Consider the following 14,706-nt stretch of genomic DNA (forward strand, 5'->3'; position numbering starts at 1 on the left):
ATCATTTAAACATAGATATAAAATACACCTTTTAATTTCTCACATAGTCTGGTGGCTGTAGGACAGTTCCCTAGCCTCCTTTTTTCATGCTGTGTGACGACGGCAAGTTTTGCTCCACTATCATCATGTGAGCATTCATTTTTAAATCATTGTTCTGTTCATAGGTCATGCCAGAATAATCAGATTCTTCATATTACGGCTCACCATTTTTCTTCTGCGAGTGAAAAAGCCGCATTTGTCTTCATATAGTTGCTAAAATACAAATGGATATGTTGCTTCTTTTAGCGTAACGCGCCCTTCTACGTTTGTCACGGTACCTTCAGCCTTTAAATATGACGAAGTAAGTAAAATTACATCTTCTGAATCATAAAAAGCCATGACCACTATTTGGTCATGGCTTTTCTTTATATGTGTAAACACCCTTTGTTTGACCTATTTTGGCAGAACCGAACTCCCCATTAAATACCGGTCTACCTCGTGCGCCACTTGTCTGCCTTCATTAATTGCCCAGACAATCAAGCTTTGCCCGCGTCTTGCATCTCCCGCTGCAAATACGCCTTCTACATTTGTTGTATACTCCCCATACTTTGCGTCAATGCGATTGTTTTTGCTGTCCACGCCAAAGTGTTTCACGAGTGGCTGTTCAGTTCCCTCAAAACCAATTGCAATAAAGACTAGCTGAGCTGGCCATACTTTTTCTGTCCCTGTAATCTCATGAAATTCAAACTTCCCATGTTCGTTTTTCACCTTTTCCATTTGGATGGTATGAAGCTCTTTTAATTTTCCATTTTTATCTGCCACTATTTTAGTGGTTTGAATGGAATATTGACGCGGATCTTCCCCGAATTTCGCTTGTGCTTCTTCATAAGCATAATCGAGTGAGAAGACGTAAGGCTGTTCAGGCCACATGTTATCCCCTACACGTGTATCTGGAAGCTTCGGATGCTTCCCGAACTGAACAACACTTTTTGCTTTTTGGCGAAGGGCAGTTGCAACGCAATCTGCACCTGTATCTCCCCCGCCAATGACAATAACGTCTTTTCCTTTTGCATCAATAAAGTTTTTGTCTTTAAATTCTGAATCCAGCATGCTTTTTGTTGCGAGGGTTAAATAATCCATCGCAAGGTGAATCCCTTTAGCTTCCCGGCCTTCAATCAACAAGTCACGCTGCTTTTGTGCACCTGTACAAAGGATAACCGCATCAAACTGTTCTTTCAGTTCATCGGCAGTGACATCTACACCAATTTCTGTGTTTGTCACAAAGTCAATGCCTTCTTGTCTCAACAGTTTGACTCTTCGCTCCACGACTTCTTTGTCCAGCTTCATGTTTGGAATGCCGTACGTCAGCAGTCCGCCAAGGCGGTCAGACCGTTCAAACACGGTAACGGCATGACCTGCTTGGTTTAATTGATCCGCACTTGCTAGTCCTGCTGGTCCTGAGCCAACAATGGCAATTTTTTTGCCTGTACGGCTTGAAGGAATTCTCGGTGTGATCCAGCCATTTTCAAAGCCTTTATCAATGATCGTGCGTTCGATATTTTTAATTGAAACAGCTGGATCATTGATAGCGACTGTACATGATCCTTCACAAGGCGCTGGACACACTCTTCCAGTAAATTCAGGGAAGTTATTTGTTTTTTGCAGTCTTTCGAGTGCTTCTTTCCATCTCCCGCGATACACAAGGTCATTCCATTCTGGAATTAAATTGTAGATCGGGCAACCTGACACACCGCCTCTGATCTCCATCCCAATTTGACAAAACGGTGTGCCGCAATCCATACATCTAGCGCCCTGCTTCTTCAATATGTCATCTGTATAAGGAGCTGAATATTCTTTCCAGTCATTTTGACGAGTGAGAGGGTCACGTTCATTTGGCTTTTCTCTTTTATAATCCATAAAACCTGTTGCTTTGCCCATTGTCCTCTCCCCTTTCTTAATGAGCGAGGGCTGCTTTTTGCCCGTTTGCCGTTTCTTGATTTTTCGGTTTCGTGTTTGCTTCAAAGGCGAACATGACAGCTTCTTCATGACTAAGGCCCGCTTGTTTTTGTTCTTCAATACTTTGAAGCATCATTTTGTAATTTCTCGGAATCACTTTAATGAATTGATCCTTTTCTTGCGCCCAGTTTTCTAAAAGTGCCGAAGCTTTTGCGCTGTTTGTATAGTGAAGGTGCTCTTGAATCAGCTGTTTCACTTCTTGCTCTTCATCGTGATCTGTAAGTTTTTCAAACATGATCATTTCCATGTTGCACATTCTTTTGAATTGTTTCGCATCGGAAGTATGGACGTAAGCTACGCCGCCAGACATGCCTGCACCGAAGTTTTTTCCGACGTCTCCTAAAATGACGACACGCCCGCCTGTCATGTATTCACAGCCGTGATCACCGATTCCTTCAACGACCACATGCACCCCTGAATTACGAACGGCAAAGCGTTCACCTGCACGTCCGTTAATAAAGGCCTTTCCGCTTGTCGCTCCGTAGAATGCAACGTTTCCGACAATGACGTTTTCATGTCCATTTTGTACAAAGTGATCAGAGGTTTTGACGGCAATTTTGCCTCCAGAGAGTCCTTTGCCAATATAGTCATTTGAATCACCCGTTAAATAGAGAGACATGCCCTTTGGTACAAATGCGCCAAAGCTTTGTCCTGCGGAACCAGTAAACCTTAATGTGATCGTATCCTCTGGCAAGCCTTCTTCCCCGTAGCGCTTAGACACTTCACTTCCAGTAATGGTTCCTGCCACACGATTGATATTGCGAATATTCAATGATAGATCAACCGGTGTTTGATGATTCAGTGCTTCCTGTACATAAGGGAGGATTTCATTCATATCCAGTGATTCATCAATTTTATGATTTTGCGGTGTTCTGAATGTACGAGCTCCTTCTGGCTGATAAAGCAGTGTTTCAAGGTCTAGCTGGCCTGCTTTCCAGTGAGCTTTTGCTCGTTCGCTAACTCCTAGAACATCCGTGCGTCCAATTAATTCATCCATTGATGTAAAGCCAAGCTCTGCTAGGATTTCTCTGACTTCCTCTGCAATAAACATCATGAAGTTCACAATGTGGTCAGGGTTTCCCATGAATTTTTTACGAAGCTCTGGATTCTGTGTAGCGACACCGACTGGGCAAGTATCTAAATGACATGCTCTCATCATGACGCAGCCCAATACGACAAGTGGAGCTGTTGCAAAGCCATATTCCTCTGCTCCTAAGATCGCAGCCATGACAACGTCGCGGCCAGTCATTAACTTTCCGTCCGTTTCAAGAACGACTCTTTCGCGAAGGCCGTTTAGCACAAGGGTTTGATGCGCTTCTGCCAAACCGAGCTCCCAAGGAAGTCCTGTATGTTTAATACTCGTTTTCGGGGAAGCTCCTGTGCCGCCGTCGTATCCACTGATGACAATGACATCCGCCGTCCCTTTTGCAACACCTGCTGCAATCGTACCAACACCTGCTTTAGACACAAGCTTGACGCTGATACGTGCATCACGGTTCGCGTTTTTCAAATCATGGATCAGCTGCGCCAAATCCTCGATGGAATAAATATCATGATGCGGCGGTGGTGAAATCAACCCAACGCCTGGTGTAGATCCGCGTACATCAGCAACCCAAGGGTATACTTTATTTCCTGGCAGCTGTCCGCCTTCTCCAGGTTTTGCTCCCTGTGCCATTTTAATTTGCAATTCATCTGCATTGACCAAATAATGACTCTTCACGCCAAAGCGTCCAGAAGCAATTTGTTTAATCGCACTTCTACGATCATCACCGTGCTCATCAACTTTAAAGCGAGCAGGGTCTTCTCCGCCCTCTCCGCTGTTACTTTTACCGCCAATTCGGTTCATGGCAATGGCAAGCGCTTCGTGCGCTTCTTTACTTAAAGACCCAAATGACATGGCACCTGTCTTGAATCGGCGCACGATGGATTCAGCAGATTCAACATCTTCCAAACGAACTGGTTTTTGCTTTGGCTGAAAAGCAAATAAATTTCGAAGGAAGCCGATTCTTTCTTCATCCGCTGCCTTTGTATATTGCTTAAATAGATCGTAATCTTCATTGCGGCATGCCCACTGAAGCGTATGAATCGTTTTTGGATTAAAGGCATGGTGCTCACCATTTTTTCTCCACTGGAAATCACTTCCTGATTCGAGTGTTTGGTCAGTCGCTGCCTGATACCCTGCTTCATGACGGAGTTTTGCTTCATGTGCAATGGTCTCAAGGTCAATCCCGCCAAGCTGAGAAGCGGTTCCCGTGAAATACGCCTGAATGACGTCTTCACTAATGCCGACGGCTTCAAAGATTTGCGCTCCTCTGTAGCTTTGCACAGTGGAGATTCCCACTTTAGACATGACTTTGACGACACCTTCGGTTACGCTTTTCCCAAACTTTGTGACTGCTTCATCAAAGCTGAATGAGATGGCTTCTTCTGCAATCAACTGTTTATACGTCTCATACACAAGATAAGGATGAATGGCATCTGCACCGTAGCCAATCAGTGCGGCAAAATGATGGACCTCTCTCACTTCTCCAGATTCAACGATCAGACTCACCTTTGTCCGTAAGCCTTGACGCACAAGATGCTGATGCAGTGCACTTAGCGCTAGTAGCGGTGGGATTGGCACCTTTTGTTCTGTCATGTCACGATCTGAAAGGATTAATAAAGATACACCTTCACGAATCGCTTTTTCTGCCTCTTCAAACATCGCATCCATTCCACGCTTTAAATCATCGGTGAAAAGAGTATGAATCGTTTTGCTTTTAAAGGCATTATGAACAATCGTTTTCAAACCGTTAAACTGCCCGCTTGTTAAGACGGGTGTATACAATTTAATTCGCCGGCATGAATATTCATTCGGATGTAAAATATCTCCTTCAGCACCTAGCCACGTCATCGTAGATGTCACAAGCTGCTCACGAATGGCATCAATAGGCGGGTTCGTCACTTGTGCAAACAACTGCTTGAAATAAGAAAACAGAGACTGCGCACGATCAGATAACACAGCAAGTGGTGTGTCGCTTCCCATTGAACCAATTGGGTCCTTGCCTTCTTCTAGTAAAGGAATTAAATACTTTTGAATGTCCTCATACGTATAATGGAACGCACGCTGGCGCGTCAATAAATCATCCATTATACTAGAATTTTCTGAATTTTCTTCCGAGCGATTGACGTGCACCATTTCTTCATCAAGCCATTTTTGATAAGGAAGTTCATTCGCAATCGTCGATTTCACTTCTTCGTCAGAAATAATTCGTCCTTCTTCTAAGTCAATTAGTAGCATTTTACCTGGCTCAAGACGATCTTTATACTTCACATCCTCTTCATTTGTGTCGATCACACCGACCTCAGAAGAGAAAATAATATGATCATCATTTGTGACATAGTATCTTGCCGGTCTTAATCCGTTTCGGTCTAAGATGGCTCCAATTTGTTTACCATCAGTAAAGGAAATGGCTGTTGGCCCATCCCACGGCTCCATAAGAGAACTATGGTATTCATAAAATGCCCGTTTCTCTTTCGACATGTGCGTGTTTTCAGTCCATGGTTCTGGAATCAGCATCATGGCTGTATGAGCAGGTGTACGTCCTGCAAGCACAAAGAATTCAAAGGCATTGTCTAGAATGGATGAATCACTTCCGTCTGCATTCAGCACTGGCAAAATCTTGTCTAAATCGTCTCCGAAAGCTTCAGATACGAATTGTTGTTCTCTTGCTCTCATCCAATTGATGTTTCCTCTTAATGTGTTAATTTCACCGTTGTGAATCAAGTAACGGTTTGGATGGGCTCTTTCCCATGTAGGAAATGTATTTGTACTAAATCGTGAATGAACAAGTGAAAATGCAGAAACAAATGTTTCATCCTGAAGATCAAGATAAAAAGCATCGACTTGATCTGATGTTAAAAGCCCCTTGTATACAATGGTTTGACTCGACAAGCTGACAAAGTAAAATTGCTTTTCCTCTTCTGTTCCCCAGTTCTCAGCCTGCTTACGAATGACATATAATTTTCTTTCAAATGACAAACGATCTGTGATCTTGTCGTTTGCCCCGATAAAGACTTGCCTCACAACCGGACAGCTCTTCGCTGCGACAGTACCAATTTTCCCAGCATCAACAGGAACGGTTCTCCAGCCAATCAATGTTTGACCTTCTTGCTTAATGAACCCGTTGATTTTCTGTTCGATGGCTTGACGCGTTTTCTCGTCATCCTCTTTTGAAAAGAAGACCATTCCTACCCCGTAACGGCCCTTTTCAGGAAGTGCAAAGTCTTTGCAGCTTCTTCTAAAGAAAGCGTCTGGCAGTTGTACCATTAAACCGGCACCATCACCTGTATACGGATCACTGCCTTGCCCGCCGCGGTGATCAAGCTGGCATAGCATTTGTAATCCCTTTTTGACGATGCTGTGTGTCGCTTCCCCTTTTAAATGAGCGTACAGTCCGATCCCACATGCATCATGTTCAAATTCAGGACGGTAGAGACCTTGTGGTTGTGGTAGTTGATTATAAGTCATCGTTTCTCTCCCCCGTTTTAAAGATCCGTTTTTTCACAGTAATAAAATCTCACAAACTCTGTAACTTATTTTAAGTTTTCAAATTAATATAAACAATATATAATTTAGATGAAAACAATCTCTTTTTGAGATAGATGGGTGTGAAGTGTAAAAATGGAGCTTCGTCAATTGCGTTATTTTGTAGAAGTCGCAGACCGTGAACACGTGTCAGAAGCGGCTGAAAACTTACATGTTGCCCAATCTGCGATCAGTCGGCAGATTGCGAATTTAGAAGAAGAACTTGGAGTGGCCTTATTCGAACGAGAAGGACGAAATATCAAATTAACGAAGATTGGCAGGCAATTTTTAGATCATGTCAGAACAGCACTCAAAGCCATTGATTATGCGAAAGAGCAAATTGATGAATATTTAGATCCGCACAAAGGAACTGTCAATATTGGCTTTCCTACTAGCCTAGCAAGCCAAGTGCTACCTTCTGTCATTTCCGCCTTTAAGCAGGAATACCCAGAGGTCGATTTTTTACTTCGTCAAGGATCCTATAAATTTCTCATTGAAGCTGTAAAAAATCGAGATATTGATCTCGCCTTTTTAGGACCTGTACCGACAAACGACCCTCAAATAGAAGGAAATATTTTGTTTTCAGAAAGCATTTATGCCTTGCTGCCTGTCAGCCACCCCTTTAGCGGACAAAGGAGTATTCATTTAAGTGATTTAAGAAAAGATCATTTCGTGTTATTTCCGGAAGGATATGTGCTGAGACAAATTGCGGTAGATGCTTGTAAGCAGGCAGGCTATGAACCAACCATTTCATCAGAAGGAGAAGATTTAGACGCCATTAAAGGTCTTGTATCAGCGGGTATGGGCGTTACCTTATTACCCGAAAGTGCTTTTTATGAAACCACACCGCGATTTACAGTGAAAATTCCGATCGATTTTCCGCAGGTGAGAAGAACTGTTGGCATTATTGCTTCTAAATCACGAGAAATGTCTCCATCTGCTCATGATTTTTATGTGTTTGTGAAGGATTTCTTTTCTAAAATTGAACAATATAAATAATTCATTCAAACAAGACATTTCATTTGTAGAAATAAACCCTCTTTGTATATGATGGGTTACAGAACAACAGACTATATGGAAGAAAGGTATTTGTATGAAATCAATTTTATCGTTTTTAAAGCCTTATCGGCTATCCGTTGTGTCCATTGTGATCCTCACCTTTTTAAGCAGTATGCTCCAGCTATATTTACCGACGCTTACGGCAGATATCGTCGATGTCGGGATCGTCCAAGGAGATATTGCTTACATATGGAAAGTAGGCGGCTGGATGGTGGCTTGTTCTTTACTCGCCATCTTGCTCACGATCTGGAAGTCTTACTTGTCATCAATGACTGCACTTGGCTTCGGGCGTGATATGAGAAGACAGCTTTTTGTGCATGTCGAACAATTTTCATTAGAAGAATTTCAAAAGATCGGCACGTCTTCCTTTATTACAAGATCGACAAATGATGTGAAACAAGTCCAAGATGTTACGATCATGATTTTACAAATGATGACGAGAGCCCCGCTCATGCTTGTGGGCGGAATTATTTTGGCTGTATCCCGCGATGCTGTCCTATCTCTCATCTTTTTAGCAGCCCTTCCCCTTCTTGGCGGATTTATCTATTTAGTATCGAGAAAGGCCATTCCTCTCTTTGGTCAGCTTCAGAAAAAAACAGACCGGCTGAATTTAATTATGCGAGAATCTCTTTCAGGCATCCGGGTCATTCGTGCTTTTAACCGTGTAGATGATGAAAAGGAACGTTTTCAAGAAGCCAACACATCCTACAAGGATACGGGTCTTAGAGTTAACCGTTTAATGGCTTACTTGTTTCCATTTATGCTCATCATCATGAACTTCACAAATATCGGCATCGTCTGGCTTGGTGCAAACCGAATTGATGCCGGAGAGATGGAAGTTGGGAATCTGATTGCCTTTATCCAATATGCGATGATGATTTTGATGGCACTGATTATGCTGTCAATGAGTTTTATTATGGTCCCAAGAGCACAAGCATCAGCTAAACGCATGAACGAAGTGTTAAACATGGAACCGAAAATTCAAGACAATGAAGGAACGGTTACTGACCTGCGTGCGCCCGCACAATCCATTCGCTTTGAGGATGTGTCATTTTATTACTCAAATGCGGAAAAACCGGCGGTTCAAGATATTACATTTGAAGCCAAAACTGGCGAAACGACAGCTATTATCGGCAGTACAGGTTCAGGGAAAACCACCCTTCTCCAGCTAATGACGCGATTTTACGAAGCGACAGAAGGCCGGATTACACTTGATGGTGTAGCCATTAGAGATTTGCCTCAGGAGAAACTGAGAAGTCAGATGGGCTATGTTTCTCAAAAAGCGGTTTTATTTAGTGGAACCATTGCTGATAATGTGCGCTTTGGCAGGCAGGATGCAAGCGATGAAGATATTTGGCAGGCGCTTCGCACGGCGCAGGCGGAAGAATTTGTTTTGCAAAAAGATGGCGGCATCGATGCGGAAATTGACCAGGGTGGATCGAATCTATCTGGCGGTCAAAAGCAGCGTCTTTCTATTGCAAGAGCGCTGGTGAGAAAGCCGGCATTCTATCTGTTTGACGATAGTTTCTCAGCACTTGATTATAAAACAGATGCAAAGCTTCGGGCATCATTAGAGGCCGAAAAAGCACATGCTGCTCTCATCATTGTGGCGCAAAGAATTAGCACAGTGAAGCATAGTGATAAAATCATCGTACTAGATGAAGGGAAAATTGCAGGTATCGGAACACATGAACAATTACTGAAGGACAATCTTGTCTATCAAGAGATTGTGGCATCACAGGAAGGTCAGGAGGTGGAGCGAGGATGAGTAAGAAAATGTCTTCCGGCATGGGCCATAAAGGCGGCCACCCTAGAGGGCCTGTCGCAAAACCAAAGGAATTTAAGAAAACACTAATTCGTTTGATTGGCTATTTGAAACCGAGAAAACTTCAGTTGATCCTTGTTTTCATTGCAGCGGTCGGTTCAACCGCTTTTAATGTCATTAGTCCAAAGCTGCTAGGGGATGCCACCTCTTCCCTATTTGACAGTTTTACTCAAGGAACGGCTGTTCAATTTGATGTCATTTCACGGATTTTATTACTGCTTATCCTATTATATGTCGTTGCCTCTCTCTTTTCATTTGTTCAGCAATATGTGATGGCGGGTGTCTCCCAACAGACCATTGCTGAATTGAGACAGGAAGCAAATGACAAGCTCACACGTCTCCCCCTTCGGTATTTTGATAAAACAACCCATGGGGACACACTGAGCCGTGTGATGAATGATATTGATAATATTAATACATCGCTTCAGCAGGCGCTCACCCAAGTGATTACATCTGTTATTACAGTGATTGGAATTGTCGTAATGATGCTCTTCATCAGTCCGATGCTTACGTTGCTTGTTTGTTTGACGCTGCCACTCAGCCTGTTTGCGATTCGCGGCATTACGTCATTTTCTCAAAAGCATTTTAAAGCGCAGCAAAAAGAGCTTGGGACGATCAATGGCCATATTAATGAGATGTTTACAGGACATCAGACAGTTCGTGCGTATGGCTACGAAAAGAAAGCAATCGATACATTTGATCAATTAAACGAAAAGCTGTATGAATCCTCAAGGAAAGCGCAGTTCATTTCTGGTTTAATGATGCCTATGATGACCTTTATCGGGAACCTTGGCTATGTGGCAGTCAGTGTAGCCGGCGGTATTCTTGTGATAAACGGGAATATTCGTGTCGGGGATGTGCAGGCGTTTATCCAATATACGCAGCAAATGTCTCAACCGCTCGTGCAAGCATCAAGCGTCGCCAACTTGGTTCAATCAGCGATTGCTTCTGCTGAAAGGGTGTTTGAAATCCTGGATGAGGAAGAAGAAAGCACTGAGGAAGATGCAGCAATTGACCTTGAATCACTATCAGGCGATGTGAGCTTTGAAGAAGTTCAATTTGGATATGAAAAAGACCATCCGATTATTAAAAATTTGAGTTTAGATGTCAAAGAAGGTCAAACGGTTGCGATTGTTGGGCCAACAGGCGCTGGAAAAACAACCATCATCAATCTTTTAATGCGTTTCTATGAATTAGATCAAGGCTCTATCCGCATCGGCGGCGTCAAAACTACTGATCTCAGCCGTCAGCAAGTACGTGACTTATTTGCGATGGTTCTTCAGGATACGTGGCTTTTTGAAGGGACGATTCATGACAATATTGCCTATGGCAGGCAGAACGTCTCAAAAGAGGAGGTCATCAAAGCGGCCAAACATGCTTATGCTGATGACTTCATCCGCACGCTTCCAGACGGATATGACACACTCTTAACAGAAGATGCCGGCAACCTGTCACAAGGTCAGCGCCAGCTGTTAACCATCGCCCGTGCGATTTTATCTGATCCAAAAATATTAATATTAGATGAAGCGACGAGCAGTGTAGATACACGGACAGAAATGCACATTCAAAAAGCGATGAATGAATTGATGAACGGCAGAACGAGCTTTGTCATTGCACACAGACTGTCAACGATTAAAGATGCCGACCTTATTCTAGTCATGAAAGATGGCACCATCATTGAAAAAGGAACACACAGCGAACTCTTAAAACAAAATGGCTTTTATGCAGACTTATATATGAGCCAATTTACGGAGAATCAAGTCGGTTAATATCAAAAAGGATAGACGCGCATCCATGCGATCTATCCTTTTTTGGTTAATCTGAGTACTTTTTCACTTTTACACTGAGTTTTGTTATATACTCTGCTTCATCTTTAGACATGAGTGAATGAAGCAAATACTCTTCAAATACATCTCCATCTAGTATCATGTCCTCTTTTTCAATTTCATCTAACAAGCGCGAATAAGCAGATTCAATCTCTTCATATGATCCTTGATCATACATCACCGCATAAAGGCCAGCAGGTTTTTTAACTGCTTCCGGCGCTTCCATTCGGCAGAATAACTGATCTGACTGATGATATTGTCGCTGAAGGAACTGTTCCTTTTTTAAGACAGCTCCATTTGCGGCAGCCCCTTTTATGCCAATTTCCTTTAGAAAATGTCCAACAATACGAGATATTTCTTCTACGGATGTATTCATGTCAATCGGGTTTGACGCGCTTAATACAACTGGTTCTTCTGGGAGCTCTTGAAACAGCACCTCCCCTATTTTCACAGTTGATAATTCATGCGTTGTCTCCATCACCCGTATAAGAAAAGACTGGATATCTTGAAGTTTTTCAATCTCTTGTTTAACCTTTTCTATTTGTTCAGCTGCTAGGCTTTGAAGCCTTTCGCGGGAAGGCTCAGTGAAATATTGTTTTAATTCTTTTATCGGAAATTGCACAGCTCGAAGTGATTGGATCGCTATAAAATGGTCAAATTGCTCAAGGGTATAGTAACGGTACCCATTTTCATTGACACCAGCAGGCTTAAATAAATCAATTTTATCGTAATAAAACAGGGTATCTTTCTTCACATCAAATAACTTGGCAAATTCTCCAGTGAAAAATGTTTTTTGCACATCATTTATCATCATTAAGGCTCCTCTCTTGACTATGGAGTTACTCCACCCTTTATGATAACATGCAGAACACCACTACGCTTGGAAAGGATAAAAACATGAACAACATCACTCAACATGAAGTGACATTAGAACTTGCAAAAAAAGAAGACTTCCCTTTTATGAAAAATGAGCTACAGAAAGCTTTTACAGCTGGCGTGATTGACGCATTTGGCGATGCGCATGACGGGCCGATTCCTCCAGATGATGTGATTGACGCATCTTTTCATTCGAATGACCACATTGTTTATCATATTATGCTAAATGGCGAAAAGGCAGGCGGCGTGGTTATTAAAATCAACCAAGAGACCAACCACAATTCAGTTGACCTATTATACATCTCTTCATCCTCACACGGAAAAGGCATTGGTCAGGCAGCATGGAAAGCCATTGAGGCGCAATATCCAGAAACGATTGTCTGGGAGGTTGTGACCCCATATTTTGAAAAACGCAACATTCACTTCTATGTCAATAAATGCGGCTTTCAAATTGTGGAGTTTTATCATATGAAACATCAAGATCCAAACGCACCTCAAGAGGATGAGAGAGAAAGTGAGCAAACAGCACCTGAGGAATTTGAATTTTTTAAGTTTGAGAAAGTGATGAAGAAAACCTGCTGTAACAAATGAATGCATGGAAACGATAAAAAAACTCCCTCGTATAGGGAGTTTTTATCATGATAGAATACTAGGTCGTTCATCTGTAGACAATATGGCAAATAAATAATGATCTTTCCATTCTCCATTAATTTTCACATTTTGCCTAGATAGACCTTCTTTTTGAAAGCCTGCTTTTTCAAGTACTCGAATAGACCCGCGGTTATGAGGCTGAACACCTGCCTCTATCCTATGCAGGTTAAGCTTTTGAAATGCCTCATCAAGCATGAGCGCAATGGCTTGAGTTGTGTAGCCTTTACCATTTTGATTTTGATCAAGACCGTAGCCAAGCCAAGCACTTTGAATCACATCTCTGACAATACCAGACAGTGTAATCGATCCAATGAGTTGATTGGTCTCACGATGAAAAATACCCTTTGCATATGTCTCATCGTTTTTCCGACCTTTCTGATACATCTGAATTCGCTTCAATTGCTCAGGTATGGTGTAAAAATGTTCTTGTCTCAATGAAGTAAAGGGCTGAAAGAAATCACGATTTTCATATTCAAGTGTTGTCAGCGCTTCAGCATCGTCTTCTATAAAATCTCTCAAATAAATGGATAAGTTGATATTCTCCATGTCATACCCCTTTCTCATCTATCCTTTCATCATACACTAAAAAACACTACCCCATGAAAAAAGGTAGTGTTTTTTGAATCTCATCTAGCTTCTAATCTGACCGTCACCAGACAGAAGTAACTTCGTTGTTGTGAGTGCTGGCAGCCCCATTGGACCTCTGGCGTGCAATTTTTGTGTGGAGATGCCAATTTCAGCTCCATATCCAAGTGCACCGCCGTCTGTAAAGCGAGTAGATGCGTTATGATAAACTGCCGCCGCATCGACTTCGTTTAAAAATATGAGTGCCTGCTCTTCATCCTCTGTCACGATGGCTTCTGAATGTTTTGTACCGTATTTCTCAATATGCTGGATCGCTTCCTCGATTGAATCGACTACCTTTATGGCAAGATCAAGACTTAAATACTCATCTGTCCAGTCTACTTCCTCAGCAAGAATGGCATTTGAAAAATGAGACAATGCAGCCTCGTCACCATGTACGGTGACATCGTGCTCAAGCAGGGCATCATTCAATGATGCCGCATTTTCTTTCAGCCAATCGCGATGGATGATCAGCGTTTCAAGTGCATTACATACTGCTGGACGATTCGTTTTTGCATTGATGACGATCTCAATCGCTTTTTTCACATTGGCTGTTTGATCAATAAAGACATGACAGTTTCCTGTTCCTGTTTCAAGAACGGGAATGGTAGATTGTTCAACCACTGTTTTGATTAAAGAAGCTCCGCCTCGCGGAATCAAGACATCAATCCATTCTTTTAGATGGAACATAGCTTGAACCGATGACCGATCTGTTTGTTCTATCAATTGCACCGCATCACGCGGAATTTTTGTTTGACCCAATGCTTGATGAATCACACTCACGATCGCTTTGTTGGAAGAAATAGCGGAGGAACCGCCTTTTAAAATCACTGCGTTACCTGCTTTAAGGGCAAGTCCTGCTGCATCGACAGTGACGTTCGGTCTCGCTTCATAGATCATCCCGATCACACCGAGCGGTACTCTTCGGCTTTTCACATGTAAGCCGTTTTCAAGAGTCCATTCATCCAATATTTCTCCAACAGGATCTGTTAATCTCGTCACAAGTCTCAAGCTTTCGGCAAAATCATGAATTCTTTCTTCATTTAACATTAAACGATCCAAGAGTGCCTCTGAAAAGCCCTTCTCCTTCCCGGCATCTATATCCTTTTGGTTCTCTTGTAAAATGAACGTGCTATTTTGTTCTAACGCTTCTGCTAGTTTAAGCAGTGCCTCGTTTTTATCCTCTGTATGAAGTAAACCTAGTTTTTTTGAAACGTGCTTTGCTTTTTTCGCTTTTTCTTTGACCGATGTGACAACTTCAGCTGTCAGTGTCATGAAATTCC

General features: G+C 42.4%; 9 protein-coding genes and 1 pseudogene. 4 read left to right on the forward strand and 6 right to left on the reverse strand.

Translation table 11 applies throughout. The annotated features are described in order from the left end of the window. Nucleotides 1-264: 264 nt before the first annotated feature. The 3 genes and pseudogenes from NKR21_RS21380 to gltB all read right to left on the reverse strand — a co-directional run. Nucleotides 265-357 (reverse strand): annotated as a pseudogene (locus NKR21_RS21380) (hypothetical protein); the annotation flags it as partial. A gap of 75 nt (nt 358-432) precedes the next feature. Continuing rightward, a complete protein-coding gene (gene gltD / locus NKR21_RS10410; protein WP_144456458.1) occupies nt 433-1,917 on the reverse strand; it encodes a glutamate synthase small subunit in 1,485 nt (494 codons plus the stop codon). A gap of 16 nt (nt 1,918-1,933) precedes the next feature. After that, nucleotides 1,934-6,505 (reverse strand): glutamate synthase large subunit, encoded by a 4,572-nt coding sequence (gene gltB, locus NKR21_RS10415; RefSeq protein WP_088000656.1) that lies wholly within the window; start codon nt 6,503-6,505, stop codon nt 1,934-1,936. A gap of 153 nt (nt 6,506-6,658) precedes the next feature. Between gltB and gltC the strand changes: the two genes are divergently transcribed. The 3 genes from gltC to NKR21_RS10430 all read left to right on the forward strand — a co-directional run bounded on the left by gltC (nt 6,659) and on the right by NKR21_RS10430 (nt 11,215). Further along, complete coding sequence (gltC, locus tag NKR21_RS10420) at nt 6,659-7,561, forward strand: glutamate biosynthesis transcriptional regulator GltC (RefSeq protein WP_012010212.1); 903 nt, start codon at nt 6,659-6,661, stop codon at nt 7,559-7,561. 94 nt (nt 7,562-7,655) lie between these two features. Beyond that, nucleotides 7,656-9,389 carry an ABC transporter ATP-binding protein gene (locus NKR21_RS10425; protein WP_144456456.1) on the forward strand — a complete coding sequence of 578 codons (1,734 nt, stop codon included), beginning with the start codon at nt 7,656-7,658 and terminating at the stop codon, nt 9,387-9,389. Beyond that, a complete protein-coding gene (locus tag NKR21_RS10430; protein ID WP_144456453.1) occupies nt 9,386-11,215 on the forward strand; it encodes an ABC transporter ATP-binding protein in 1,830 nt (609 codons plus the stop codon). The genes NKR21_RS10425 and NKR21_RS10430 overlap by 4 nt, the downstream gene beginning before the upstream one ends. A 46-nt stretch (nt 11,216-11,261) precedes the next feature. Here NKR21_RS10430 and NKR21_RS10435 read toward each other — a convergent pair whose 3' ends face one another. Beyond that, nucleotides 11,262-12,083, reverse strand: coding sequence for a MerR family transcriptional regulator (locus NKR21_RS10435; protein WP_144456451.1), 822 nt, complete (start codon nt 12,081-12,083; stop codon nt 11,262-11,264). An 86-nt stretch (nt 12,084-12,169) separates the two neighbouring features. Here NKR21_RS10435 and NKR21_RS10440 point away from each other — a divergent pair, with 86 nt between their 5' ends. Then, nucleotides 12,170-12,739, forward strand: coding sequence for a GNAT family N-acetyltransferase (locus NKR21_RS10440; RefSeq protein ID WP_144456449.1), 570 nt, complete (start codon nt 12,170-12,172; stop codon nt 12,737-12,739). A 45-nt stretch (nt 12,740-12,784) separates the two neighbouring features. On the opposite strand, the gene NKR21_RS10445 is transcribed toward NKR21_RS10440, so the two are convergent. Both NKR21_RS10445 and NKR21_RS10450 read right to left on the reverse strand, forming a co-directional pair. Beyond that, a complete protein-coding gene (locus NKR21_RS10445; protein WP_144456447.1) occupies nt 12,785-13,345 on the reverse strand; it encodes a GNAT family N-acetyltransferase in 561 nt (186 codons plus the stop codon). A gap of 84 nt (nt 13,346-13,429) precedes the next feature. Next, nucleotides 13,430-14,698: a glutamate-5-semialdehyde dehydrogenase gene (locus NKR21_RS10450; RefSeq protein WP_144456445.1), complete on the reverse strand. Its 1,269-nt coding sequence runs from the start codon at nt 14,696-14,698 to the stop codon at nt 13,430-13,432. Nucleotides 14,699-14,706 lie beyond the last annotated feature (8 nt).

Source organism: Bacillus sp. 1735sda2, from assembly GCF_024159245.1.
Taxonomy (GTDB): domain Bacteria; phylum Bacillota; class Bacilli; order Bacillales; family Bacillaceae; genus Bacillus; species Bacillus pumilus_O.

Bases quoted from the DNA above. Each gene is read 5' to 3' on its own strand.
- NKR21_RS10430 (WP_144456453.1), top strand. From the start codon at position 9,386: ATGAGTAAGAAAATGTCTTCCGGCATGGGCCATAAAGGCGGCCACCCT.
- NKR21_RS10445 (WP_144456447.1), bottom strand. From the start codon at position 13,345: ATGGAGAATATCAACTTATCCATTTATTTGAGAGATTTTATAGAAGAC.
- NKR21_RS10440 (WP_144456449.1), top strand. From the start codon at position 12,170: ATGAACAACATCACTCAACATGAAGTGACATTAGAACTTGCAAAAAAA.
- gltB (WP_088000656.1), bottom strand. From the start codon at position 6,505: ATGACTTATAATCAACTACCACAACCACAAGGTCTCTACCGTCCTGAA.
- gltD (WP_144456458.1), bottom strand. From the start codon at position 1,917: ATGGGCAAAGCAACAGGTTTTATGGATTATAAAAGAGAAAAGCCAAAT.
- gltC (WP_012010212.1), top strand. From the start codon at position 6,659: ATGGAGCTTCGTCAATTGCGTTATTTTGTAGAAGTCGCAGACCGTGAA.
- NKR21_RS10425 (WP_144456456.1), top strand. From the start codon at position 7,656: ATGAAATCAATTTTATCGTTTTTAAAGCCTTATCGGCTATCCGTTGTG.
- NKR21_RS10450 (WP_144456445.1), bottom strand. From the start codon at position 14,698: ATGACACTGACAGCTGAAGTTGTCACATCGGTCAAAGAAAAAGCGAAA.
- NKR21_RS10435 (WP_144456451.1), bottom strand. From the start codon at position 12,083: ATGATAAATGATGTGCAAAAAACATTTTTCACTGGAGAATTTGCCAAG.